Raw genomic sequence first — 25,172 nt, 5'->3', positions numbered from 1 at the left:
GTCAGCAATATCCGGGAAGTTTCTACCGGTCAAGGGAGCGCGCAGGGACAGGCTCAAGGGGTGCGGGGGACGTGTGCCGACACCTTCGGCCAGTGCTCCTGGAGTGCCCGTACCGTCTCCGCGATCGCCGGGCGGCGCGCCGCGCCCGTCCGCCACAGTGCGTACAGGCGTCGTACGGGCATGGGGTCGAGCGGCACCTCCGCCACCCCCTCGGGCAGCGGGCCCCGCCCCAGGCGGGGAATCAGGGCGACCCCCAGTCCCGCCGCGACGAGCGCGACCAGCGTCGGGTTCTCGTCGGCCTGGTGGACGAGGTCCGGCTCGTGCCCGGCCGCGCGCAGGGTGCGCAGCAGCCAGTCGTGACACACCCGCCCCGGCGGCTGGCAGATCCAGCGCTCGCCGCCCAACTCCTCCCGCCGCACCGCCGTACGCCCCGCGAAGGGGTGCCCCGCCGGGACCAGCAGATCGCACAGGTCGTTTCCGATCACCGCCTGCTCCACGCCCGCCGGGGCGGGCAGCGGTGCGATGTCCCAGTCGTGCGCCACGGCCAGGTCGACCGCCCCCTTGGCGACCAGGTCGACGGACAGATGCGGGTCGACCTCGGTGAGCCGGGTGTCCAGGGCGGGATGGCGCCGCGCCAGGTCCGCCAGTACGCCCGGCATCAGCCCCCGCGCCGCCGACGCGAACGCGGCCACGCTCAGCCGCCCGGCGGGCACCCCGCGCCGCTCCTCCAGCTCGGTCTCCGCGCGCTCCACGATCGTCATCAACTGATGTGCGGTGGCGGCCAGTTGATGGGCCTCATCGGTGAGGCGCACGCCGCGACCCTCCCGTTCGAGGAGCACGGTCCTGGTCTCCCGCTCCAGCTTGGCGATCTGCTGCGACACCGCCGACGGCGTATAGCCGAGCGCGGCGGCCGCGGCCCCGACGGTGCCGTGGACGGAGACGGCGTGCAGGGCGCGCAGGCGCTGGAGGTCGAGCATGGGGCTCCTTGGGATCAGCGATGCCGATGAGTAGTGATGCTTCATCCATTCGTGCAGCAATCATCGCTGGTGCTTCACGGTCCGTGGGCGTGATCCTCGACGCATGCGACCCGCGCACCTCACTCTCGCCGTCCTCGTCGCCGCCGTCTGGGGCGCCAACTTCACCGTCATCGAGATCGGCCTCGACCACTTCCCGCCCCTCCTCTTCTCCGCCCTGCGCTTCCTGGTCGCGGCCCTGCCCGCCGTGTTCCTCGTGGGCCGCCCGAAGGTGGCGTGGAAGTGGATCGTGGCGGTGGGCCTGGTCCTGGGCGTGGCGAAGTTCGGGCTGCTGTTCGTGGGGATGGACGCGGGGATGCCGGCGGGCCTGTCGTCGCTGGTGCTGCAGATCCAGGCGGTGTTCACGGCGGTGTTCGCGGCGGCGCTGCTGGGCGAGCGCTTCCAGGGCGTACGTCTGCTGGGGATGCTGCTCGCCCTCACCGGCATAGCCGTCGCCGCCGTAGACGAGGGCACCTCGGGCCCCCTCGGCGCCTTCGCCCTCGTCATCGCCGCGGCCGCCTGCTGGGGCGCTTCGAACGTCCTCATCCGCAAGGCGGCCCCACCGGACGCGCTGAACTTCATGGTGTGGGTGAGCACGGTCCCCGTACTCCCGCTCCTGGCCCTGTCCCTGCTGACCGAGGGCCCGGCGAGGGACCTTCAGGCCCTGCGGAACCTCGACTGGCAGGGCGCGGGCACCGTGGTCTACGTCGCCTGGGTCACGACGGTCTTCGGCTTCGGCGCCTGGGGCCGGCTGCTGCGCCGCCACCCCGCGTCCACGGTCGCCCCCTTCTCCCTCCTCGTCCCGGTCTTCGGGATGTCGTCGGCGGCGCTGTTCCTGGGCGAGTCGGTGAGCCCGCTTCGGTGGTGCGCCGCGGCGCTGCTGGTGGGCGGGGTGGCGCTGACGTCGTGGACGCGGACGGCGCGACCCGAGGGGCTTCGGCCGGCTGTCGCTCATTCCGTGGACTCCGCCGCGCCGGAGGGGGCCGTGGAGCGATCATGAGGGCATGGCCCTCGTCGACATCCCCGGTTCCAAGTCCATCACGGCCCGAGCCCTGTTCCTGGCGGCCGCGGCCGACGGCGTCACCACCCTCGTACGGCCACTGCGCTCCGACGACACCGAGGGCTTCGCCGAGGGCCTCGTACGGCTGGGCCACCGGGTCGGCCGTACCCCGGACGCCTGGCAGGTGGACGGCCGCCCGCAGGGGCCCGCGGTGCCGGAGGCCGACGTGTACTGCCGCGACGGCGCCACCACGGCCCGCTTCCTCCCCACCCTGGCCGCCGCCGGTCACGGCACCTACCGCTTCGACGCCTCAGCCCAGATGCGCCGCCGCCCCCTGCTTCCCCTCACCCGCGCCCTGCGCGACCTGGGCGTGGACCTGCGGCACGAGGAGGCGGAGGGCCACCATCCGCTGACGGTCCGGGCCGCCGGGGTCGAAGGCGGGAAGGTGACGCTCGACGCGGGCCAGTCCTCGCAGTACCTCACGGCCCTGCTCCTGCTCGGCCCGCTGACCCGCGAAGGCCTGCGGATCGAGGTCACGGACCTGGTCTCGGCGCCGTACGTCGAGATCACGATCGCGATGATGCGGGCGTTCGGGGCGGAGGTGACCCGCGAGGGCAACACCTTCGTCGTCCCGCCGACCGGCTACCGCGCCACGACCTACCCCATCGAACCGGACGCCTCCACCGCGAGCTACTTCTTCGCCGCGGCGGCCGTCACGGGCGGCGAGGTGACGGTCCCCGGGCTGGGCGAGGGCGCCCTGCAGGGCGACCTGGGCTTCGTGGACGTCCTGCGGCGGATGGGCGCGCGGGTGTCGGTGCGGCCGGACGGCACGACGGTGGCGGGCACGGGCGAGTTGCGTGGCCTCACGGTCAACATGCGGGACATCTCCGACACGATGCCCACGCTGGCGGCGATCGCCCCCTTCGCCTCCGGCCCGGTGCGGATCGAGGACGTGGCGAACACCCGCGTGAAGGAGTGCGACCGCCTGGAGGCCTGCGCGGAGAACCTGCGGCGCCTGGGAGTGGAGGTGGCGACGGGGCCGGACTGGATCGAGATCAGGCCGGGAGCGGGGGCTCCCGTCGCGGGGGCGGAGATCAAGTCCTACGGCGACCACCGCATCGTGATGTCCTTCGCGGTCACGGGACTTCGGGTGCCGGGAATCTCGTTCGACGACCCGGGGTGCGTACGGAAGACTTTCCCGGACTTCCACCAGGTGTTCGAAGGACTGCGGCAGGTGTTGGGGACATGAGCTACAAGCTGGAGGGCCCGCTTCTCGAGGGCGCGCTGGTGCGTCTGGAGCCGCTCGAACACCGGCACACGGCCGATCTGGCGGTGGCGGCGGAGGAGAACCGGGGGACCTACGCGTACACGTGGGTGCCCAGGGCCCACGAGCTCGGCGCCTACGTCGACGCCCAGCTCGCCCGCGCGGCGACCGGCCGGCTCGCGCCGTACGCCCAGGTGTCCGTCGCCACGGGGAAGGCGGTGGGCGCGACGTCGTACTGGGAGCCGCGCTCCTGGCTGGACGAGGACCGACTGGACGCCGTCGAGGTCGGGTTCACCTGGCTCGGCGCGTCGGCCCAGGGCACCGGCGTGAACGCCGAGGCCAAGCTGCTGCTCTTCCGGCACGCCTTCGAGGAACTGAACGTGTTCCGGGTGGACCTCAAGACGGACGCCCGCAACGCCCGCTCCCGCGCCGCCATCCAGAGCGTGGGCGCCCGCTTCGAGGGCGTCCTGCGCAACTGGTCCCGCTCGTGGGCACCGGGCGAGGAGGGCCGCCTGCGTGACTCCGCGATCTTCTCGATCACGGCGGACGACTGGCCGGAGTGCCGGGGGCGGTTGGAGGAGCGGGTGGCCCGGTTCCGGTCGCGGGGGTGAGGCGAGGCGAGCGCCGGCCGGATCGTCAGACCAGCCAGCGGCCGTCACGCATCAACTCGCGGTCGGACAACTCGTTCGCCTCGCGCCAGGCCTGGATGCGCCGCGGGGTGATACGGAACCAGCTGTACGGCGCCGCCGACGCACGCGGGTCGAAGCCGGTGCGCTCGGCGAACCGGTCGCCCCGCTCCTGCTCCGCGGCGCCGATCGCGAGAACCTCGACATCACCTTCGATCATGGACACGTCCCGGGTGTGGCCCAGCCCCAGACGGACGACCCCGGTGGTGGCCAGGTTCGTGCCGGTGGGGCTGTCCGTCGGGGTGGCCGCCCACAGGGCCTCGCCGTCCCAGTCGAAGGACAGCGGCACCAGATACGGCACGCCGTCCGCCGAGGCACTGGCCACCCAGAGATCCACGTCGTGGGTGAGCCGGTGCTCGGTGTCGTGACGACGCTGAGCACGGGAGCGGGGTTCGGCATTCATCGGTTCTGCTTCGCCTCCTGTTGGCGTGGGGGCGCGATCGGTCCGCGCCCTGCCGGACCCGACCGCCGTGGGCACAGCCTCTCCCGGCCGGGGAGCGGGTCGCCTCCGTGCCGACCACGGAAACCGCCACGGATAATGACCCGGTGTCCACACCTGTGATCTCCGCCCGGGAGAACGACGTGCTCGCGCTGCTCGGGGAGCACCTCAGCAACGCGGAGATCGCCGCGCGGCTGGTCATCTCCGTACGGACCGTCGAATCGCACGTCTCCTCGCTGCTGCGCAAGCTGCAACTGCCGGACCGCCGGGCGCTCGCCCGGCACGCGGCCGCGTGCGCCCGCGCCGAGCGGTCGCGCTCGGCACCCGCGCTGCCGGCGCCGTTGACGGCGTTCATAGGCCGGGCGCGGGAGCGCGCGGAGCTGGCCGAGGCGGTGCAGGCGCACCGGCTGGTGACTTTGGTCGGCCCGGGTGGGGTGGGCAAGACGCGCCTCGCGCTGGCGGTGGCGGCAGACGCGGTGGACACAGTGGACGCGGCCGGTGACTTCGCCGACGGCGTGTGGTTCGTCGACCTGGTCCCGGTCACCGAGCCGGGCCGGGTGGGCGCGGCCGTCGCGGCGGCCGTGGGAGTGGGCGAGCAACCCGGCCACGGCATCGACGACGTGGTGGTGGCCGCGCTGGCGGATCGCGATGCGCTGCTGGTGCTGGACAACTGCGAGCAGGTGCGCGACGGGATGGCGCCGTTCCTGGAACGGCTGCTCGCGGCCTGTCCGCGGTTGCGGGTGCTGGTGACGAGCCGGGCCCGGCTGATGGTGCCGTTCGAGCGGGTCTTCCTCCTCCCGCCGCTGTCGCGGGAGGGTGGCGACGAGTCGGAGGCGGTGGCCCTGTTCACGGAACGGGCGGCGGCCGTCGGCCTGCCGCCGGGCCCGGCGGCGAGCGAAGGGGTCGTGGCCATCTGCGAACGGCTCGGCGGCATGGCGCTGGCGATCGAGCTGGCAGCGGCGCGGTGGTCCACGCTCGGACTTGACGGCCTCGAAGCCGGTCTCTCCGATCAGCTGCGGATCCTCACCGGCGGATCCCGCGCCGACGACAGGCACCGGTCGGTGCGGGCGGTACTGGACTGGAGCCACGACCTGCTGGAGCGGCAGGACCAGGCACTGCTGCGCCGGGTGTCGGTGTTCGTCGCGCCGTTCACGGCCGAGGCGGCCGCCGACGTCGCCGGGTTCGACGCGCCGGACCGGATCACGGTGGTCGACGGTCTCGCCAGGCTCGCCGAACAGTCCCTGCTCGCCGTGACACCGTCCGAGACCGGCACCCGGTACCACGCGTTGGAGACGATCCGGCAGTACGGGACGGAACGGCTCACCGAGGCCGGCGAGCTGATCGATGTCCGATCACGTCACCTGGACTGGTGTCTGACCGGCGCGAACCTCCTCGGGGAAGCCTCCGGCTCCGACTGGCGCGCCCGGTTCGACGCCGTGGCGGACGACCTGCGGGCCGGCCTCACCTGGGCCGCCGGCCGGCCGGAGCGGCGCGCGGACGCCCACCGTCTCGCCGTGTCCCTGGCCGAACTGGCCTTCTCCCGCACCCTGCTGGGCGAGTCCCAGCAGCGCTACGAGCAGGCGGCCGGACTCGCCGATGACGCCGCCGCTGCCGCGGCGCTGCGGCAGGCCGCCGCGGTGGCCGGGTGCCGCAGACTCGGCGACGACATGTTCCGGCTGCACCGCGCCGCCGGGGACACCGCGCGCCGGGCCGGGGACCGGGTCGGCGCCGGCCTCGACCTGGCCGCGGCCGCCACCGTCGCGTACCGCTTCTCCACCTCGTTCACGCGGATTCCCCCCGTGGACGAGGTGACGGCCGTGCTCGGGCAGGCGCGCGAGCTGTCCGGCGACGCCCCGGCCGCCGAGGCGGCTCTGGCGCTGGCCGAGGCGGCGGTGATCACGGACGCCTACGGCGCGCTTCAGGGAGACGCGGACAACACGGTGCGGGAGACGGTCGAGCGCGCCGAGCGGGCCGTCGGGCTCGCCCGACGCGCGGGCGATCCGGTGGCGGAGTCCGCCGCCCTCGACGCGCTGTCCGGCGCCCGGAGCTGGGCCGGTGACGCCTTCGCCGCCGCGTCCGCCGCACGGCGCCGGATTGACACCTTGGCGTCCGTGTCTCCCACTCCCGCCAGTACGCACGAGGTGATGGACGCCCTCGCCATGGCCGCCGCGACCGCCCTCGGCGTGGGTGAGCTGCCACGAGCCCGACGGTGGGGCGGGCAGCTCGCCGACCACCCGCTGCTGGCCGAGGCGGGCCACCACGCCACGTCCTGGATCCTGGTCGCGGACGCGTTCGCCGGTCATCCCGACGAGGTGATCGCCCGCAGCGTGCGGTTCCTCGATGCGTGGGAGCAGAGCGGACGCCAGCGGTCGGTCTCCCTCGGCGCCGGGGCGGCGTCGGTCGCCATGGTCCACGGTCTGCGCGGCGACCACGACGCCCGGGCGGCCTGGCTCGCGATCGTCGACCAGGCGGACACGGCGCACCAGCACCGGCATGGCTACGGTGCGGTCTTCGACGCCACGGTCCTGCTCCATCACGGAGACGTGGAGGGGGCGCTGCGGCGAGTCGTGCCGGAGCCGGATCAGGTGTGGAAGTGGGTGTGCTGGATCTGGCTGCACTGGTACGTGGCGCTCCGGGCGGAGACCGCGGTGCTCGCCGGACACCCGGACGCCCGGGCCCGGATCGACGCCGCCCGGACCGTGGTCGCCGGCAACCCGGTCGCCACCGCGCAGGTGGACCGCGCGGCGGCGCTGCTCGACGGCGACCTGCCCCGCCAGCTCGCCGCCGCCGCGGCGTTCGAAGCGGCCGGCTGCCCCTACCAGTCGGCCCGTACGCTGCTGCTCGCCGGGGGCGAGCACGCCACCACCGGAGCGGCCGCGCTCGCCGACCTCGGCCTCGCGCCCACAGCCGTCCGGTAGCCGCCGCAGCTACCCCACCGCTTGCTTCACCAGGGCGGCGATCCGGGCCTCCACCTCGGCCGTCACCTCGGTCAGCGCGAAAGCGGTCGCCCACATCGCACCGTCGTCCAGGTTCGCCGGGTCGTTGAACCCGAGCGTCGCGTAGCGCGCCTTGAACTTCGCCGCGCTCTGGAAGAAGCAGACGACCTTGCCGTCCAGGGCGTAGGCGGGCATCCCGTACCAGAGCTTCGGCGCGAGGACCGGCGCGTGGGTCTTGATGACGGCATGCACACGCTCGGCCATGACGCGGTCGGAGTCCTGCATCTCGGCGATCTTCGCGAGTACGTCCCGCTCCGCCTCCGCCGCCTTGTCCGCACGCGAGCCGCGGCGCGCCGCCTTCTTCTGCTCCTGGGCGTGCTCCTTCATCGCCGCCCGCTCCTCGGCCGTGAACCCCTCGTACGTGCTGTTCTCAGTGCTGGTCATGATCACTCCTGTGGTCGCGGGCTGTGGTGACAGCCTCTCCCGCCCGGGAGCGGCCCGCCTCCGTGCTGACCACGGAAACCACCACGGAGCGCGGCCACGGGCCGGGTGTCACAGCCGACGGCCGTGGGACCGTCAGTCCCACGGAGCCGGTCCCCACGGTCCGCCCACGCGGGGTCCAGGGTCCGGGAGAGGACCATGAGGGCAGGGCGGGCGGGAATGGGCAGGACAGGGCAGGGCGGGACGGCCGACCCGCCCCTACGCCGACTCGTTCAGCAAGCGCGCCAAGTGCTCCCGCCCCGCCCCCAGCAGATCCTGCAGCGGCGCCGCGTCCTCGTACCACCGCTTCTCGTACTCCCAGCACAGCCAGCCGTCCCAGCCGTGCCGGGAGAGGACCTCGACGGACTCGGCGAGCGGGAGGACGCCGGCGCCCAGGGCGAGCGGGGTGGTGTCGGCGGCCGACGCGATGTCCTTGACCTGGACGTAGCCGAGGTGCGGGGAGAGCGCCGCGTACGTCTCTGAGGGCTGCTCGCCGCCCAGCCAGGTGTGCATGACGTCCCACAGCGCGCCCACGTTCCGGTGGCCGACCAGGCCCAGGACGCGCATCGCGGCGGCGCCCGTGCGGTGTGAGTCGTGGGTCTCCAGCAGGATGCGTACGCCGAGGTCGGCGGCGTACTCGGCGGCCGTGCCGAGGCGCCGGGCGGCGACCGCGTCGGCCTCCTCCGGGGACTGGCCGGAGTCGGCGCCGGGGAAGACGCGGATGTAGGGCGCGCCGAGGTCGCGGGCGAGGTCGAGGAGGCGGCGCACCTCCTCGATCACGGGGTTGTCATCACCCGGCGCGGCCACGCGCGCGTACCCCGCGATGCCGAGCACGTCCACCCCCGCCGCCTTGAACTCGGCGGCCACGTCGGTCCGTTGGGCGAGGTCGAGGCCGGGATGGACCGGCTCCTCCGGATGCGCGCGCAGCTCCACGCCGTGATAGCCGTGGGTGGTCGCGAGCCGCAGGACGTCGGGGAGGGGAAGGCCGGGTACGCCGAGGGTGGAGAACGCCAATTTCATGGTTCCTACTGTCACTCGGTTGTGCCGTACAGGTCCAGCCGCCAGTCCTGGCCGTTCAGGTCCTGTCCGAAGGAACGGTGCGTTTTCTCGGTGACGAGGACGAAGCCGTGGCGCTGGTAGATGCGGCGCGCGGCGCCGAGGATGTCGTTGGTCCACAGCAGGACGTCGCGGTAGCCGACCTCGCGCGCGAAGTCGACGAGCGCCCCGACGAGCCGGTCCCCGATGCCGAGGCCGCGCGCGTCCGGCTCGACGAGCAGCAGCCTCAGCCGCGCGCTGCCGGGGGCGTCGTCCCGTACGCACATCACGCACCCGACCGGCCGGCCGTCCAGCTCGGCGATCCAGGCCCGCTCCAGGTGCGGGTCGTGGTCCTCGGCGAAGTCGGCGACGATCCGGGCGACCAGGCCCTCGTAGTCGGCGTTGAAGCCGAACTCGGAGGCGTAGAGCGCCGCGTTCCGCTCGATGATCCAGCCGAGGTCTCCGGGCGCCGGCTCGCGCAGCACGACGTCCTCGGGGGTCGCCGGCGGGCGCTTGTCGCCGAGGATCGTACGGATCGTGCGCATCGCCTCCGTGAGCCGCTGCCGGTCGTCGGCGGGCACGTTGCCGAGCAGCTCGCCGACGCTCTCCCGGGCCCGCTCGTCGAGCAGCCCGGCGGCCTCGCGGCCCCGCTGGGTGAGGACGATCCGGCGGCGTCTCGGGTCCCGCGCCGACGGGGCGCGATCGACGAGGCCGTCCTCCTCGAACTTGTTGAGGATGCGGGTGAGGTACCCCGAGTCGAGGGAGAGCGCGGTGCGCAGGTCGGCCGCGTCCGTGCCGTCGTCGGGGGCGTGCGCGAGTTCGTACAGGACGCGGGACTCGGTGAGGGTGTAGGGCGCGTACAGGTGGCGGCCGTAGTCGAGGGCGCCGATGACGTTCGTGTAGAAGCGGTTGAAGGCGCGGATGTCCTGGACGGTCATGCTCAACCCCGATCCCCGATTGCTGACTCAGTCAGAGATGTTGCCGAGGTCGAGCCTAGAGGCCCGGACACGTCCACGGCTACTGTTCCCGGCGACCGGGTTCCGGTGCCGGCAGTACGGGCGGCTCCCCCTGGGTCCACACCGGGTGGACCGCCATCCGGGTGAAGCGCCAGCCGGCGTCGGTGCTGCGGAGGTCGGCCGAGAAGTGACCGCCGACGGTGAACAGGGTGTTGTCGGGGTGGATGTGGGTCATCAGGGCGTTCCAGGAAGCGGTCGCGCGGCCGGTGTCGGTGGCGTCGATGTCGGTGAGGATGCCGGTGGCGATGTGCTGGGTTTTGGAGAAGCGCAGAAGTGCCTCCTCCGTCGACCGCACGGCCGCAGCGCCCTCGGCCGTTCCCACCGGGGCCTCCATGCGGGCGTCGGGGGTCAGGAAGCCGTCCGTCCAGCCCGGAGAGAAGTCACGCAGGTCAAGGGCTCGGAAGAAGCGGTGGACAAGGGTGTGGACGGCGAGGTCATCGGTGTGAGTCGTCATGAACTGAAGCGTCGTATCTCAAGTTGACTTGAGGTCAAGGGTGTTGAGGGTCCGGTCGCGCTACTGCCAGGTCGCGGTGTCGGGGTCGATGTCGTGGGCGCGCGCCTCGGCGTCGACGATGCGACGGAACCACGTGGCAAGGCCGGGTCGGATGCCGTCGTAGTGGGCGGCGAATCCCGGATCGGCCTCGTACATGCGGCCGAGACAGACCTGCATCTGCCTGGTGAGGGGGAAGTACGACGCGAAGACTTCGCGGTGCCGCTCGACGAGTTGGTTCGCTTCCGGGCTGCCAGGTGCGACGCCGGCGTCCATCGCCTCCCCGAGGGCGCGATCGAGGCCGGCGACCGCGTCGGCGACGGCCTGCCATTCCTCCGGACCGCGAGAGGCGGAGCGCACGGCGTACTGCCGCCATTGCGTCGTGTCGCCGTAGCGCTCACGGGCTTCGACGGGCCAGTCCGGGTTCCACTCGGGGCCGAAGATCGCGGCCTGCTGCTCGACGGTCAGCAGCAGGCCGCGCTCGTGGGCGTCGATCATCCGGTCCAGTCCGGCGCTGAGCTGCTGGAGCCGGTCGATCCGTTCAGCGACCTGTTTGCGCTGCGCGCGCAACGCATCGGGCACGTCTGCGGTCGAGTCGTCGAGGATGGCTCGGATCCTGTCCAGGCCGAGCCCGATCTCGCGGTAGACGACGACGCGGTGCAGGCGTTCCAGATCACCAGCGGTGTAGAGCCGGTACCCGGCGGCCGTGCGCAGGGACGGTCGCGCCAGGCCCATCTCGTCCCAGTGGTGCAGCGCGCGGACCGTGACGCCCAGACGCGTCGAGACCTGACCGACGGTCAGGCCATCGGTCTCAGCGGCATCAGGCATGTTCGGCATTGTCGCCGCGAACGACGCCCGGTGGGGTGATCCCGATGGCCTCAAGGTTCCGCACCTCCTCACTGTCCGGATCGAAGGGCTTCGCCGCGGTGAAGACGATGCGTGCGTTCTCGGGGGTGACCACCGTCACGTCGCGGGTGTTCCAGGGAGTGTCCCGGGGACCCTCGACCGAGTCCGGGCGCAGCGCACGACAGGCCTCGACCAGGGAATCCACCTGGCTGAGCACGCCCGCGAAAGTGAAGCTCATCGCCGGCGCCTGCTCCGGAACGCCCGCCGCCGTGACGAGGAGTACGTCCTGGAACGCCCACCGGCGCAGATGCACCAGCCTGCCGGGGATGCCGAACAGCTCGAAGAACCCGAGCCCTCGAGTCCAGAAGTCCACCGACGCCGCCAGATCGCTCGTGGGGATCGTCACGAACGCGGGCATCCCGTAGATGCCGCGGAACGGCTCCGGCGGAACCGCGTCCGGGCCGGGAGCGGGCACGGGACTCACCTCGAACGCGTTGTAGTAGTCGCTCATGCACGCCACCCTCCAGCCTCACGCGGCGTGAGGGTCAAGCCGGTTCGGTGGCGCCGGAGGCCGACTCGTATGGCCCGAGAGCAAAGGTCCGAGCTCTTTCGCAAGATCGAGTCCTGGTCGCGATACGGCGGCCGGAATCGACCTCGCTCATTTCCCGCAATGAGCAGGGTGATTGACGAATAGCTGCTTCACCCCTGGACGTCACACTGGGCAGCGTCTATAAATTCACCCGATGTAGCCGGCCGGCACTGAGCTCGGAAACGCCCCAGCACACCTCCCCCCGATCCAGGAGCCGCACCATGTCCACCGCACCCCTGAGCAGACGTTCCTTGATCAAGGCCGCCGCGCTCGCCGGCGGCGTCGTGGCCTTCGGGCTGCCGCAGGCGCTGTTGCCTGCCACCGCCGAGGCCTACACCGTCCCCTCCAAGATGGACTGGTGGTACCAGGCCCGGTTCGGGATGTTCATCCACTTCGGGTCCTACTCCTACCTCGGCCACGGTGAATGGGCGTTCTCCAGCGAGAACTGGTCCAAGGCCAACTACCAGACCCAGGTGTCCGCGAAGTTCAACCCCACCGCGTTCGACGCGGCGACCATCGCCCAACTGGCGGCGGACGCCGGCATGAAGTACCTGGTGATCACTTCCAAGCACCATGAGGGCTTCGCCATGTGGGACTCCAACGTCCCCGGCTTCACCGACACCACCGGCACCAAGCAGTACAACATGCACGACTACGCCGGGGTCCAGGGTGATCTGCTGGCGGCGCTCAAGACCGAGTGCGAGGCGCGAGGCGTCAAGTTCGGGCTCTACTACTCGATCCTGGACTGGAACCACCCCTCCCAGACCATCCGAGGCGGCGGTCTCACCACGATGGCCTCGACGGCCGCCCGCACGGGTTACATCGCGGACATGAAGGCCCAACTGCAGGAGCTGCTGGACCGCTACGACCCGGCGCTCCTGTGGTTCGACGGCGACTGGTTCGGCGAACCCTCCAGCCCCACGCTCCAGGACTGGTGGCTCAAGTCGGACGGTGTCGACCTCTACAACTGGCTGATCGCCCGCAAGCCCCAACTCGTCGTCAACGAACGGGTCAAGCGGGACCTCGGTCTGGGCGACTACGCGGTCGCGGAGTTCGGTGTCCCCAGCGCGCCGCTGGACCGCCAGTGGGAGAGATGCGACACCATGAACGGCGCCTGGGGTTACAACGCGAGCAAGGAGAACTCCTACCGGCCCGTCAAGGACTTCGTCCAGGAGCTCGTCACCTGCGTCTCGCGGGACGGCAACTTCCTGCTGAACATCGGCCCCAAGGGCGACGGCTCGGTCACCGCCGGATCCGTGAACATCCTGCAGGGCCTGGGCTCCTGGATGGCGACGTACGGCGACAGCGTGCACGGAGCCACGGCGAGCCCCTTCGCCACCGACCCCACCTGGGGAAGGGCCACCAAGAAGGACGGCAAGCTGTACGCCCACGTCTTCACCTGGCCCACGGGCGGCGTGCTGCAGATCCCGGCGATCACCAACACGATCAGCCGCGTCTACCTGATGAACAACCCCTCGGCCTCGCTCACCTACACCGTCAGCGGCGGCCAGATCAACGTCACCGTGCCGGCCACCGCCCCGGACGCCAATGACTCCGTGGTCTGCGTCGAGGTCAGTGGCGTTCCCACGGCCGCCGGCGGAGCCCGGGTGACGGCGTTCCAGGACGTGGGTTACTCCGCGGCGAGCGCCGTCCTGAAGCTGGGCACCTACACCTCCTCCCAGCTGTCGGCCGCGGGAGTGGGACCCGCTGCCATCTCCTCGCTGAGGGTGCCCCAGGGCTACCAGGTGACGGGCTACTCCGGCGACAACTTCACCGGCACGGCCTGGACATTCACCGCGGACAATCCCGACCTGCGGGTGACCGGCAACAACGACGCCATCGTCTCGCTGAAGGTGACGTTCAATCCGGCCACGTACTTCCGCCTGATCAACGTCACCGACGGTCTGGCCCTGGACAGCGGCGGCAACGTCGCCAGCGGCTCGAACCTCAAGCAGTGGACACCGGTCGACAGCCCCAACCTCCAGTGGCAGGCCGTCGACCTCGGCAACGGCTACTACAGGCTGGTCAACCGCACCAACGGCATGGTCGCCGACGGCTGGGGCTCGACCGCCGACGGCTCTCCCGCCAGGCAAGCGGCCTGGAACAGCGGCAACAACCAGCAGTGGCAGATCACCGACCGCGGCAACGGCCAGTACTCGATCGCCAACCGCACCACCGGACTCGTCCTCGACGGCGGCGGACAGGTCCCCTCCGGGTCCGTGACCAAGCAGTGGACCTGGGGGACCAGCACCAACCTGCTGTGGACGTTCCAGCCCACCTCCTGATCACCGATCCTGCGGACTGAGCGTGAGCACGAGTCCCGTTGCCGGGACTCGTGCTCAGCCGGATGCCCGGTGAGCGGGGGCGGCCCGCGGCCCGCACGACGCATCACGTCCGTCCCGTAGCCCTCCGGCACGCCTCCGCGTACGCCCGTACGAGGGGCCGGTGCTCGTCCTCACGGCGCCAGGCAAGGACGTAGCGGCTGGGGGTGACGCCGTGGACCGGGCGGGTGACGACGCCGCCCAGGGTGAGAAGGGGGACGTTGCCCGTCGCCACCAGGCAGACGCCGAGACCGGCGACCAGTGCCTCGTACGTCTCCTCGGTGCCCGCGATCTCCGCGCCGATCCGGGCCGTGCGGCCGCCGCGGGCGTCCAGGGCGAGCCAGTGGTCGCGCAGCGGGCCCGAGCTCTCCGGCAGGGCGAGGAACGGCTCGTCGAGCAGGTCCGTGAAGTCGATCTCGGTGCGGTCGGCCAGCGGATGCGTCTCGGGAAGCGCGACCTGCAGGGGCTCCTCGGCGACCACCGTCCACGCGTACCGGTCCTGGTCCGGCAGCGGCAGCCAGACGAAGGCCACGTCCGCTTCGCCGCCGGCGAGGCCCGCCGTCGCGTCGTCCCAGCTCACCTGGCGCAGCCGGACGACGGCCTGCGGGTGCGCGGCCGTGAAGCGGGAGCGGATCGCGGGCAGCAGACCACCGCGGCCCGGACTGGTGCTCATCCCGACGACCAGCGTGCTGCGCTGCGCCGACCATGCCTGCGTCACCGCGGCCGCGCCCTCCGCCCAGGCGTCCAGCACCCGGCGGGCATGCGGCAGCAACGCCGTGCCCGCCGCGGTGAGCGCCACGCCATGCCGGTCGCGCCGGAACAGTTCCACCCCCAACTGCCGCTCCAGGGCCCGGATCTGTTTGCTCAGCGCGGGCTGCGACACGTACAGCCGCTCCGCCGCGCGCGTGAAGTGCAGTTCCTCGGCGACCGCGGTGAAGTAGCGCAGGTCCCGTACATGGACGTCCGTCGTCATAGCCATCGGTTGTCACCGTAGGTCTTGGACGGGCAACCGGCCTCGCCCGCAGGCTTGTTCACAGAAGGATTACTGCTGATGGACGAGGAGCGGTCATGAACAAGGTGTGGCTGGTGACGGGCGCGACCAGCGGTTTCGGGCGGGCGATCGCCGAGGCGGCGCTCGCCGACGGCGACGTGGTGGTGGGCGCGGCGCGGCGCACCGACGCGCTGGCCGGCCTGGTGGCGGCCCACCCCGACCAGGTGGAGGCACTGTCCCTGGACGTCACCGACACCGCCGCGGCGCAGGCGGCCGTACGGGACGTCGTGGAGCGGTACGGGCGGATCGACGTGCTGGTGAACAACGCGGGGCGGACGCATGTCGGCGCCTTCGAGGAGACCACCGAGGACGAGCTGCGGGAACTGTTCGACCTGCATGTCTTCGGACCGGCCGCCCTCACGCGCGCGGTGCTGCCGCACATGCGCGAGCGGCGCTCGGGGGCGATCGTGCAGATGAGCAGCATGGGCGGGCAGATGTCCTTCGCGGGCTTCTCGGCGTACAGCGGGACGAAGTTCGCCCTGGAGGGACTGTCCGAGGGGCTTGCCGACGAGGTGCGGGAGTTCGGGATCAAGGTGCTGATCGTGGAGCCGGGCGCCTTCCGCACCTCGCTGTTCGAGACCGGCCGGGCCGGGATCAGCCCCGACAGCGGCATCTACGCCAAGGTGAGTGAGACCCGCGGGTTCGTCACCGGCGGCGACGGCAGCCAGCCCGGCGACCCGGCCAAGGCGGCGGACCTGATCCTGGCCGCCCTGAAGGCCGAGCACACCCCGCTCCGCCTCCCTCTCGGCGACGACGGCGTCACCGCGGTCCTGGGCCACCTCGACCAGGTCCGAGAGGACGTCGAGACGTGGGAGAAGCGGACGCGGGCGACGGGGTTCGACGACTGATCGCGGCCGATCCGCTGATCCGCTGATCCGCTGATCCGCGTTCACGCCTTCACGCTCCGAGCCGCCGTGCCGCATACCCGTCCCGTTGATGCTCCTATTGCCTGTCAGTGCCGCGTGCCACGATGGACACGCTTCGGGACGGCCGGAAGACGGGTGCGGGACGGCCGAGAGACGACTGAGGGTCGGCGGGGTGGGGGGATGGAGGCGGACGAACCGCGGGCCGGGCGGCCGGTCCGGGAGTGCTGCGTACAGGGTGAGCGGCTGTACGACGCCTCCCGCACCCTGCTGACCGATCACGCCCGCGCCCTCGACGCCGTGCGCTCCGCCCTCGCCCCGCTCAGGGACGAACTCGTGGCGAAGGAGCTGGAGTCCATCCCGGTCTCCCGGCTGAAGGACGTCACCGAGGGGCGGCTGCGGCTGGCCGCGATCGAGACGGCCGGCCTCGGCTCGGTGCGCGCGGTGTACGAGGCGAACCGGTACGAGCTGCGGCAGATCCCCGGCGTCGGCGCCCAGACCGCCGACCAGGCGCTCGCCGCGGCCCGGCAGATCGCGCGGGCGGTGGAGGAGACCGTCTCCGTACGGATCGACGTCGACCGGCCCGAGCCCCGGACCGCCGCTCTGGTCCGCGCGCTGTACCGGCTGGTCGAGGCCGGCCCCGAGCTGCGGCGCGCCGTGGACACCGCCCAGCGGTACGACGGCAGGCTCGCCGAGCTGTTGCCCGCGGCCCGCCCCGCCACCGGCCGGCTGCGGCTCGCGCTGACCGGCCGGCGCCGCCGGGAGGCCGCCCTCGCGGCGGCCGCGGAGCTGCGCGCGCTCACGGCCGAGGCGGCCGAGGCGGACGTGGGGCTGCGGCTCGCCCAGGCCTCGGCCGACCTGCTGCGCGAACCGGCCTCCGAGATCGAGGCCTGGGTCGATTTCGAGGTGCGCTCCGCCGAGTACTACAGCCAGCTCGCCGAGGTCGGCGCCCAGCGCACGGACGCGGCGGCCGCCGAGGGCTTCGTGCCGTCGGAGGTGGCCGAGCGGGTGCACGCCCAGCCGCTGGACGACACCCACCGCCGGGTCTCCCTGCGCGGCTACCAGTCCTTCGGCGCCCGCTTCGCACTCGCCCAGCGCAGAGTCGTCCTGGGCGACGAGATGGGGCTCGGCAAGACGGTCCAGGCGATCGCCGCGCTGGCCCACCTCGCGGCGGAGGGGCACAGTCACTTCCTGGTGGTGTGCCCGGCCAGCGTGCTGATCAACTGGACGCGGGAGATCCGCGCCCGCAGCACGCTCAGAGCGGTGCCGGTGCACGGCCCCGACCGGCGGGACGCGTACGCGCGGTGGCGTGAGCGCGGCGGTGTCGCCCTCACCACGTTCGATGTCCTGCACACCCTGCCCGTGCCGGACGCCACCTCGTCCGACGGGGCCGCCCCCGCCCTGCTCGTCGTCGACGAGGCCCACTACGTGAAGAACCGCGACACCCGTCGCGCCGGATCGGTGGCGGCCTGGACCGAGCGCTGCGAGCGTGTGCTGTTCCTGACCGGTACGCCCATGGAGAACCGCGTCGAGGAGTTCCGCAGCCTGGTCCGCTACCTCCAGCCGGACCTCGTCCCGGTGATACGCGAGAGCGACGCGGTCGCGGGACCGCACTCTTTCCGCAAGGCGGTCGCGCCCGCCTACCTCCGCCGCAACCAGCGGGACGTCCTCACCGAACTGCCCGCGCTGCTCCAGGTCGACGAGTGGGAGGAGTTCAGCGCCGCCGACCAGGACGCCTACCGGACGGCGGTCCTGGCGGGGAACTTCATGGCGATGCGCCGGGCCGCCTACGCCGACCCCGAGAACTCGGCCAAGCTGCAGCGCCTGCGCGAACTGGTCGCGGAGGCCGCGGAGAACGGCCGCAAGGTGGTGGTGTTCTCCTACTTCCGCAGTGTGCTGCAAACGGTGGAAGGCGCCCTCGGCGGTGCCCCCGAAAACCCCTCCCGAGAAGCGGTGTTCGGCCCGATATCGGGGAGCGTCTCCGCCGCCCGGCGACAGCGCCTGGTCGACGACTTCACCGCGGCCGAAGGGCACGCCGTGCTGCTCTGCCAGATCGAGGCCGGTGGCGTCGGGCTCAACCTCCAGGCCGCGTCCGTCGTCGTGCTGTGCGAGCCGCAGGTCAAGCCGACCCTGGAGCACCAGGCCGTGGCCCGCGCCCACCGCATGGGCCAGGTCCGCCCGGTCCAGGTGCACCGACTGCTCGCCGCGGACAGTGTGGACGACCGCCTGCTGCGCATCCTGGAGAACAAGAACCGCCTCTTCGACGCCTACGCCCGCCGCAGCGACACCGCGGAGGCCACCCCGGACGCGGTCGACGTCTCCGACGACGGCCTCGCCCGCCGCATCGTGGAGGAGGAACAGCGCAGGCTGGCGGGAGAGCGGACCGAGGACTGACCTCGGTCGGCGACAGCACCCCCGCCGATCAAGTGCGGTGGCCGGACCCGGAGCCGATTGGCCGCCCGGATCGTCGCATTCGTCACCCGCATTCCGCCCCCGTTCCCCTCACGCTTACGATGCGCCCAGTCGTACGTGAGTTCCTCCGCTCGCGCATCCGTGATTCGCGGCCCTCCAGCAACCCTCACCTCGCCACAGCCAGCACCCCAGGAGCACGGAAACCGTGTCCATACCCCCGCCCCCCGGGCCCCAGCAGCCCTCCAACGCCCAGGGCCCGCACCAGGTTCCCTACCCGCAGGGCCCGTACGGGGGGCTGCCGTACCCGACATGGGGGCAGGGCTACAGCCCCTACAACCGGCCCACCCCGGTCAACGGGGTGGCCATCGCCGCGTTCGTCACGGGCGTCCTGTGCTTCCTGCCGGCCGTGGGGCTCGTCCTGGGGCTGATCGCGCTGGGGCAGATCAGGAGGCGGGGCGAGCGCGGCAAGGGGTTCGCCGTCGCGGGGGCGATCCTGTCCTCGGTCGGTCTCGCCCTGTGGGTCGTCACCCTGGCCACCGGCGCCCTGTCCGCCGCCTGGGACGACATCAAGGAGGGCTCGGGCAACACCTCCAGCTTCTCGCTGACCAAGGGCGACTGCTTCGACGACCCCTCCGGCTCCCTGGAAGGCGTCACCTACGACGTCGACAAGGTGCCCTGCGACGGGACGCACGACGGCGAGGTCTTCGCCTCCTTCAAGATGGCCGGATCCTCCTACCCGGGCGACGACAAGGTCACCGACACCGCCGACGACAAGTGCTATGCGCTCCAGGACAGTTACGCGATGGACGCCTGGGCGCTGCCCGACGACGTCGACGTGTACTACTTCACGCCCACCAGGCAGAGCTGGCGCATCGGCGACCGCGAGGTCACCTGCGTCTTCGGCAACACCGACGAGAACGGCACCCTCACCGGGTCGCTGCGCAACGACGCCACGACACTCGACGCCGACCAGCTCGCGTACCTGAAGGCGGCGCACGTCCTCAACGCGGCGATGGACACGGCGCCCGAGGAGGAGTACGTGGAGGACGACCTGCCCGGTCACAAGGCGTGGGCGGGCCGCGTGTCCACCGCGCTCACCGAGCAGGCCGAGGCGCTGGAGGGACACAGCTGGCCCTCCGACGCCGAGCGACCGGTGGCGGCCCTGGTCAAGGACCTGAAGGCCGCCCGGCAGGAGTGGGCGAAGGCCGCCGCGTCCTCCGATGCCGACACCTTCTACGAGCACTACGACAAAGGCTGGGCGCTGACCGACCCCCGCAAGACGGTCACGGCTCGCAAGGCTCTGGGCCTGGCCGCGACACCGCCGTCGTACGACGAGGACGGCGGCGGTGCGAACGGCGGGGAGGGAGCGGGCGGCGCCGAGGTGTGATCGTGGGTATATCGGGGGGAAAGTGCCTGCGTAAGCCGATCCCCGGTCCATGTCATCACTTCGAGTGATTCTCTGGCCTCCGCTTGCATGGCGCAACCGACCGTTGCCAGGCTGTTGCTGTCCGTACAACCTGATGGGAGCGGCCAGTGACATTCGGTGAGCAGCCGGCGTACCTGCGTGTCGCGGGTGATCTGCGCAAGAAGATCGCCGACGGCTCGCTGCCTCCGCACACCCGGCTGCCCTCCCAGGCCAGAATCCGCGAGGAGTACGGCGTCTCGGACACGGTCGCCCTGGAGGCCCGAAAGGTGCTGATGGCGGAGGGGCTGGTCGAGGGCCGCTCCGGCTCCGGGACCTACGTGCGGGAACGGCCCGTGCCGCGCCGTATCGCCCGCTCCGGATTCCGGCCCGTCGGCGGCGCCACGCCCTTCCGCCAGGAGCAGGCCGACGCCGACGCGCGCGGCACCTGGGAGTCCAGCAGCGCGCAGACCGAGGCGAGCGGCACGGTCGCCGAGCGGCTCGGCATCAAGCCCGGCGACCGCGTGATGTGCACGCGGTACGTGTTCCGGGAGGCCGGCGAGGCGATCATGCTCTCCACCTCCTGGGAGCCCCTCGCCGTCACCGGCCGTACGCCGGTGATGCTGCCCGAGGAGGGCCCCCTCGGCGGCATGGGCGTCGTCGAGCGCATGCGCGCCATCGACGTCATCGTCGACAACGTCACCGAGGAGGTCGGCGCCCGCCCCGGCCTCGCCGAGGAACTCCTCGCGCTGGGCGGGGTCCCCGGCCATGTCGTCGTGGTCGTCCAGCGCACGTACTACGCCTCGGGGCGCCCGGTCGAGACGGCCGATGTGGTGATCCCGGCCGACCGCTACCGGGTCGCGTACCACCTCCCGGTGAAATAGCGCACACGTTTGCGGCAGTTGCCCCCGGCACACCCCCAATGAGAGGTGGCGCGGGGGCGGTTGCGCTGCCGTCGTTTTCCGGTCGTTCTCGCAGGTCGCCCCGGATGTGGACGGTGCGCCGCCGACCCGGTGCGGGGGAGTGCGGGGGCGGCGCGTTCGCCGTCGTACGCCCCCTCCGTTCTGGCTTGTTGCGTATCTCTTTGTGAAAAGCCGGATTCGCTGCGTGAAGGTTAGGCGTAGGCTCGGGCATATGCGGATTGCGGTTTCCTTGGCGGGCGGGACGTGGCCCGGGCCGCGGACGGGAAGTGGAGGGGCGCGATGACCGACGGCACCATCTCTCTTCCCTGGCAGGTCATTCGGCAGGACGACAACGGCAATCGCTACCGCGTGGGCAGGTATGCGACCCGCGCCGAGGCGCAGAAGATCGCGGACAGCCTCGACGGACGCGGACACAAACAGCTGTACTGGGTCGAGCGCATCGGCCAGAGCAGCGACAGCAGCCGCAACTGACCCGCGCGCCCGCTCCCGTAGGCTCCGGCCCATGACGGAACGGATCGTGGTGGTCGGTGCCGCCCTGCTCGACGGTGACCGCCTGCTCGCCGCGCGCCGGAGTGCGCCCCCCGAGCTGGCCGGACGCTGGGAACTGCCCGGAGGCAAGGTCGAACCGGGCGAGACGCCCGAGGCCGCGCTCGTGCGTGAGCTGCGCGAGGAACTCGGCGTCATGGCGGAGCCGCTCGAGCGCGTACCGGGGGAGTGGCCCCTGAGGCCCCCCTACGTCCTCCAGGTGTGGACCGCCCGACTGCACACCGGCTCTGACGACCCCAAAGCCCTCCAGGACCATGACGACCTGCGCTGGCTGACCCGCGAGGAGGTCTGGAGCGTGCCCTGGCTGGATCAGGACGTCCCGGCGGTACGAGAGGTGCTGTCCCTCCTTGATTGAGTCACGCCGTCACGGGCGGTAGTGCCTCCGCGATATCGGGTATGGGCCCATTAACCCCACGAAAACGGACAGGGGTGTACTCGCTGGGCCTGGGAAGTGATCGGCGTGATCGACACCGAAGGCGACTGTGCCGAGTGGACGTTTCCCGCGGATCCCGGCGCTGTACGCACCGCGCGCGCCGTCGTTCGGGCCAAGCTGCGCGGCTGGGGCCTGGAGGACAGTCTGGGTGATCTCGCGGCACTGCTGGTCAGCGAGCTGGTGACGAACGCCCTGCGGCACGCCACGGGCCCCATCGGAGTCCGCCTGGTCCGCCCCGACGGTCTGCCCGGTGTCCTGGTGGTGGAGGTCTCCGACCCGCTGCCCGACCTCCCGCGCGAGCGGGTCCCCGAGCCGGAGGACGAAAGTGGCCGAGGACTGCAACTGGTCGCTTCGTCCTCGCGCCGCTGGGGCACCCGCCCCGGGGACGAGGGCAAGACGGTGTGGTTCGAACTCGCCGTCCCGGGCTGAAACGCGACGGCCCGGGGCGAGGAAAACCGGACGTGGACGGGCGGTTCGCGGTGTACGTCCGCACCCGTCCTGTCGACCTGCGCGTTCCGGCCAGTGGCGATTGCCGGAACGCGTGATTCGATGACGTGTCCCCTGGTTAGAAGACTGAGAGTGTTCTCATGGCACGGGCCGAAAAACGCCTGGACCGTGCTGTGATCGTGAACACCGTGTTGTGCGGCGCCGTAGTGCTGGATACTGCGGGCAGCCGCCGCCGGTGACTGGTGCCGGACGCGGTGAGCTGGAGGGGACGGTTCGCGTGAGCGAGATACCAGCGAAGGCCACGGAGTCCGAGGACCCGTCGGGCGGCGCTAGGCGGGAGGACGTCGCGGGGCGGGAGGAGACCGCGAGGCAGCACGCGGACGCGCTTGCCTCCGTGGAGGCGCCGCCCGGTGACGCCATGTGGCAGAGCAGTCCGCCCGGCTCGATCTACGACTACATCAAGGTCGCGTCCTTCTCGATCGGCGCCGACGGTCTCGTCGAGCAGTGGAGCCTGCGCGCCGAACAGCTCTTCGGCATCCGCGCCGAGCGCGCCGTCGGCATGGACCCCATAGAGGCCTTCATCGACCCCGACCACCGTGAGCGCGGCCAGCGCAAGATGGCCGAGATCCTCGACGGGCGCGAGTGGACCGGTGTGGTCCCCTTCCGGATGCCCGACACGGGGGACGGCGAGCGCGGCGAGGAGGGGCTCGCCGAGGTCTACGTCATGCCGACGCGCACTCAGGACGGTGAGAAGGGCGCCGTCTGCATCGTCGTCGACGTTCGCACGCTGCGCGGAATCGAGACCGACCTCGCCGCCTCGCAGGCCATTTTCGGCCAATGCCCCTTCGGTTTCCTGCTGATCGACACCGACCTCAGGGTGCGCCGCGCCAACCACAGGTTCGCCTCCCTGTTCGGCGGCACCCCCGACGAGCACCGCGGCCGCGGAGTCCACGACTACCTGCCCCGCCCCGAGGCCGAGCGGGTCTCCGCGACCCTGCGCCGGGTCCTGGAGAGCGGCGACTCGATCACGGACATGCACATCACGGGCTTCCTGCCGGGCTCCGACGAGCGCCGGCACTGGTCCGTCAACCTCTACCGTGTGCACAGCGGCAGCGGCCGCCCCATCGGCATCGCCTGGCTCGGCATCGACATCACCGCCCGCCGCGCCGCCGCCCGCGAGGCCGCCGCCGCCCGGCGCAACCTCGCCCTCCTCAATGACGCCGGCGCCCGTATAGGCAACTCCCTCGACCTTGAGACCACCGCCCGCGAACTCCTCGACGTCGTCGTCCCCGGCTTCTGCGACCTCGCCACCGTCGACCTCTACCAGGGGCTCCTGGCCGGCGACGAGACCCCGCCGGGGCTCGCCGACGGCAGCGCCGAACTGCGCCGGGTCGCCTTCGCCAGCGCCGTCTCCGACGCGCCCTTCGTCGGCGGCGGAACACCCGTCGAGCTCGGTGCCGTCCACCACTACCCGTTCACCTCGCCCTGCGCGGACGCCCTGCGCACCGCGCGCACCCAGGTCGTGCCCGCCGAGGAGGGCGGCATCGTCCAGTCCACGCTGGCCGTTCCGATGGTCGCCCACGACACCGTCGTAGGACTCGCGCAGTTCGCGCGGACGAAGGGCAGTGAGCCGTTCGGGGACCGTGACCGCGACCTGGCTGTGGAGTTGGCGGCGCGGGCCGCCGTCTGCATCGACAACGCCCGCCTGTACCGCCGTGAGCACGAGCGCGCGTTGATACTGCAACGGTCCCTGCTCCCACCCGGTGACCCGGTCGCCTCCGGCCTGGACATCGCCTGCCGCTACCTGCCCGGCAACGTCTCCACCGGCCGCCCCAGCGAGGTCGGCGGCGACTGGTTCGACGTCATCGAACTCCCGGGACACCGCACGGCGTTGGTCGTCGGCGACGTGATGGGCCGCGGCCTGCGCGCCGCGGTCGCCATGGGCGAACTCCGCACGGCGGTCAGGACCCTGGCCCTGCTGGACCTCGAACCGGCGGAAGTCCTCTCGGCGTTGGACGAGATCGCCCGTGGCCTCGGCACACCCGGCGGCGTCCAGCAGGCCACCCGCGCCGCCCGCCGGCCCCGCGAGGCGGACCTGTCGGAGGTGTACCTCGCGACCTGCGTCTACGCGGTCTACGACTCGGTGACACGCCGCTGCACCTTCGCCAACGCCGGCCATCTGCCGCCCGTCCTGGTCGAGCCCGGTGAGCCGGCCCTCATGCTCGACGTGCCGCCGGGCATGCCGCTCGGCGTAGGCGGCGAGCCCTTCGAGGAGGTCGAGGTCGACCTTCCCGAAGGCGCGCTGTTGGCGCTCTACACGGATGGACTGGTCGAATCGCGCGACCATCCGCTGGACGAGGGTCTCCAGGCGTTCGTCGGAGCGCTGACGGACCCGAGCAGCCCGCTGGAGGACGTCTGCGACCACGTCCTCGCCACCCTCGACACCCATCACGGCGAGGACGACATCGCCCTGTTGATGGCACGTGTACAGGGCCTGCCCACGGAGTCCGTCGGTGACTGGACGCTGCCGCGTGAGCCGCGCAGTGTGGGCCGGGCCCGTGAGTACGCCCGCGGCCAGCTGCTCAGCTGGGGCCTGGAGCCCTTGGTCGACACGGCGGAACTGCTGGTCAGCGAGCTGGTGACCAACGCCCTGCGGTACGGCGAGGGCGAGATCAGGCTGCGTCTGTTGCTCGACAGCACCCTGGTCTGCGAGGTCTGGGACTCCGGCCTGGTCCAGCCGCGCCGCCGCCGGGCCCGCGACACGGACGAGGGCGGCCGCGGCCTCCAGCTCGTCGGCCTGCTCAGCGCGGCCTGGGGCTCCCGGCGCACCCCGCGCGGCAAGACGGTGTGGTTCGAACTCCCGCTGCCGGACGGCGAGACGGGACTCGCGGACCCGGCGGAGGCACTGCTGAGCCTGTTCTGACCGCTTAGGGCTGCTGGGGCTGCCGGGGCTGCCGGGGCTGCCGGGGCTGCCACGGCT

Annotated in this window: 22 protein-coding genes; 13 read left to right on the top strand and 9 right to left on the bottom strand. The window is 71.9% G+C overall.

What is annotated here, in order from left to right; translation table 11 throughout:
* Positions 1-53: 53 nt before the first annotated feature.
* Positions 54-977 carry a LysR family transcriptional regulator gene (locus IG99_RS21430; RefSeq protein WP_037676373.1) on the bottom strand — a complete coding sequence of 308 codons (924 nt, stop codon included), beginning with the start codon at positions 975-977 and terminating at the stop codon, positions 54-56.
* A gap of 103 nt (positions 978-1,080) precedes the next feature.
* Between IG99_RS21430 and IG99_RS21425 the strand changes: the two genes are divergently transcribed.
* From IG99_RS21425 to IG99_RS21415, 3 genes are read left to right on the top strand one after another with little or no spacing between them, the layout of a single operon-like run.
* Complete coding sequence (locus IG99_RS21425) at positions 1,081-2,013, top strand: EamA family transporter (RefSeq protein ID WP_037676370.1); 933 nt, start codon at positions 1,081-1,083, stop codon at positions 2,011-2,013.
* 4 nt (positions 2,014-2,017) lie between these two features.
* Complete coding sequence (gene aroA, locus IG99_RS21420) at positions 2,018-3,262, top strand: 3-phosphoshikimate 1-carboxyvinyltransferase (protein ID WP_037676367.1); 1,245 nt, start codon at positions 2,018-2,020, stop codon at positions 3,260-3,262.
* The gene (locus IG99_RS21415; protein ID WP_037676365.1) at positions 3,259-3,888 is read left to right on the top strand and encodes a GNAT family N-acetyltransferase; all 630 of its coding nucleotides are present in this window, start codon (positions 3,259-3,261) and stop codon (positions 3,886-3,888) included. The genes aroA and IG99_RS21415 overlap by 4 nt, the downstream gene beginning before the upstream one ends.
* A gap of 25 nt (positions 3,889-3,913) precedes the next feature.
* On the opposite strand, the gene IG99_RS21410 is transcribed toward IG99_RS21415, so the two are convergent.
* Positions 3,914-4,366: a pyridoxamine 5'-phosphate oxidase family protein gene (locus IG99_RS21410; RefSeq protein WP_037676362.1), complete on the bottom strand. Its 453-nt coding sequence runs from the start codon at positions 4,364-4,366 to the stop codon at positions 3,914-3,916.
* 143 nt (positions 4,367-4,509) lie between these two features.
* Between IG99_RS21410 and IG99_RS21405 the strand changes: the two genes are divergently transcribed.
* Positions 4,510-7,320 carry an ATP-binding protein gene (locus IG99_RS21405; protein WP_037676361.1) on the top strand — a complete coding sequence of 937 codons (2,811 nt, stop codon included), beginning with the start codon at positions 4,510-4,512 and terminating at the stop codon, positions 7,318-7,320.
* A gap of 9 nt (positions 7,321-7,329) precedes the next feature.
* On the opposite strand, the gene IG99_RS21400 is transcribed toward IG99_RS21405, so the two are convergent.
* From IG99_RS21400 to IG99_RS21375, 6 genes are all read right to left on the bottom strand, one after another.
* Positions 7,330-7,782, bottom strand: a complete 453-nt coding sequence (locus tag IG99_RS21400) for an iron chaperone (protein ID WP_037676359.1) — start codon at positions 7,780-7,782, stop codon at positions 7,330-7,332.
* A 255-nt stretch (positions 7,783-8,037) separates the two neighbouring features.
* A complete protein-coding gene (locus IG99_RS21395; protein WP_037676358.1) occupies positions 8,038-8,838 on the bottom strand; it encodes a sugar phosphate isomerase/epimerase family protein in 801 nt (266 codons plus the stop codon).
* 11 nt (positions 8,839-8,849) lie between these two features.
* Entirely contained in the window at positions 8,850-9,791 is a 942-nt protein-coding gene (locus IG99_RS21390; RefSeq protein ID WP_037676357.1) for a bifunctional helix-turn-helix transcriptional regulator/GNAT family N-acetyltransferase, read from the bottom strand.
* Positions 9,792-9,870: 79 nt separating this feature from the next.
* The gene (locus IG99_RS21385) at positions 9,871-10,323 is read right to left on the bottom strand and encodes a nuclear transport factor 2 family protein (RefSeq protein WP_037676354.1); all 453 of its coding nucleotides are present in this window, start codon (positions 10,321-10,323) and stop codon (positions 9,871-9,873) included.
* Between the two features lie 60 nt (positions 10,324-10,383).
* Complete coding sequence (locus IG99_RS21380; RefSeq protein ID WP_107055993.1) at positions 10,384-11,187, bottom strand: MerR family transcriptional regulator; 804 nt, start codon at positions 11,185-11,187, stop codon at positions 10,384-10,386.
* Positions 11,180-11,716: a VOC family protein gene (locus IG99_RS21375; protein WP_037676352.1), complete on the bottom strand. Its 537-nt coding sequence runs from the start codon at positions 11,714-11,716 to the stop codon at positions 11,180-11,182. Before IG99_RS21375 ends, IG99_RS21380 begins: the two co-directional genes overlap by 8 nt.
* A gap of 299 nt (positions 11,717-12,015) precedes the next feature.
* Between IG99_RS21375 and IG99_RS21370 the strand changes: the two genes are divergently transcribed.
* Complete coding sequence (locus tag IG99_RS21370; RefSeq protein ID WP_037676349.1) at positions 12,016-14,079, top strand: alpha-L-fucosidase; 2,064 nt, start codon at positions 12,016-12,018, stop codon at positions 14,077-14,079.
* A 103-nt stretch (positions 14,080-14,182) separates the two neighbouring features.
* Here IG99_RS21370 and IG99_RS21365 read toward each other — a convergent pair whose 3' ends face one another.
* The gene (locus IG99_RS21365) at positions 14,183-15,094 is read right to left on the bottom strand and encodes a LysR family transcriptional regulator (protein WP_078947818.1); all 912 of its coding nucleotides are present in this window, start codon (positions 15,092-15,094) and stop codon (positions 14,183-14,185) included.
* A gap of 89 nt (positions 15,095-15,183) precedes the next feature.
* Between IG99_RS21365 and IG99_RS21360 the strand changes: the two genes are divergently transcribed.
* From IG99_RS21360 to IG99_RS21325, 8 genes are all read left to right on the top strand, one after another.
* Complete coding sequence (locus IG99_RS21360; RefSeq protein ID WP_037676344.1) at positions 15,184-16,014, top strand: oxidoreductase; 831 nt, start codon at positions 15,184-15,186, stop codon at positions 16,012-16,014.
* Positions 16,015-16,212: 198 nt separating this feature from the next.
* Positions 16,213-18,423, top strand: a complete 2,211-nt coding sequence (locus tag IG99_RS21355) for a DEAD/DEAH box helicase (RefSeq protein WP_037676343.1) — start codon at positions 16,213-16,215, stop codon at positions 18,421-18,423.
* Positions 18,424-18,646: 223 nt separating this feature from the next.
* Positions 18,647-19,828 carry a DUF4190 domain-containing protein gene (locus IG99_RS21350; RefSeq protein WP_037676342.1) on the top strand — a complete coding sequence of 394 codons (1,182 nt, stop codon included), beginning with the start codon at positions 18,647-18,649 and terminating at the stop codon, positions 19,826-19,828.
* Positions 19,829-19,974: 146 nt separating this feature from the next.
* Positions 19,975-20,727 carry a GntR family transcriptional regulator gene (locus tag IG99_RS21345; protein ID WP_037676341.1) on the top strand — a complete coding sequence of 251 codons (753 nt, stop codon included), beginning with the start codon at positions 19,975-19,977 and terminating at the stop codon, positions 20,725-20,727.
* 318 nt (positions 20,728-21,045) lie between these two features.
* Positions 21,046-21,237, top strand: a complete 192-nt coding sequence (locus IG99_RS21340) for an SPOR domain-containing protein (RefSeq protein ID WP_037676340.1) — start codon at positions 21,046-21,048, stop codon at positions 21,235-21,237.
* A 31-nt stretch (positions 21,238-21,268) separates the two neighbouring features.
* The gene (locus IG99_RS21335; RefSeq protein ID WP_037676338.1) at positions 21,269-21,667 is read left to right on the top strand and encodes a (deoxy)nucleoside triphosphate pyrophosphohydrolase; all 399 of its coding nucleotides are present in this window, start codon (positions 21,269-21,271) and stop codon (positions 21,665-21,667) included.
* Positions 21,668-21,763: 96 nt separating this feature from the next.
* On the top strand, positions 21,764-22,174 hold the full coding sequence (locus IG99_RS21330; protein WP_037676337.1) for an ATP-binding protein: 411 nt from the start codon (positions 21,764-21,766) through the stop codon (positions 22,172-22,174).
* Positions 22,175-22,469: 295 nt separating this feature from the next.
* On the top strand, positions 22,470-25,115 hold the full coding sequence (locus IG99_RS21325; protein ID WP_037676333.1) for a SpoIIE family protein phosphatase: 2,646 nt from the start codon (positions 22,470-22,472) through the stop codon (positions 25,113-25,115).
* Positions 25,116-25,172: the final 57 nt, after the last annotated feature.

The sequence above is a fragment of the Streptomyces griseus subsp. griseus genome (genome assembly GCF_000720255.1).
Classification (GTDB): Bacteria; Actinomycetota; Actinomycetes; order Streptomycetales; family Streptomycetaceae; genus Streptomyces; species Streptomyces griseus_I.
Note: the sequence above shows the minus strand (reverse complement) of the source record. Positions and strands in the feature narration are given on the sequence as shown.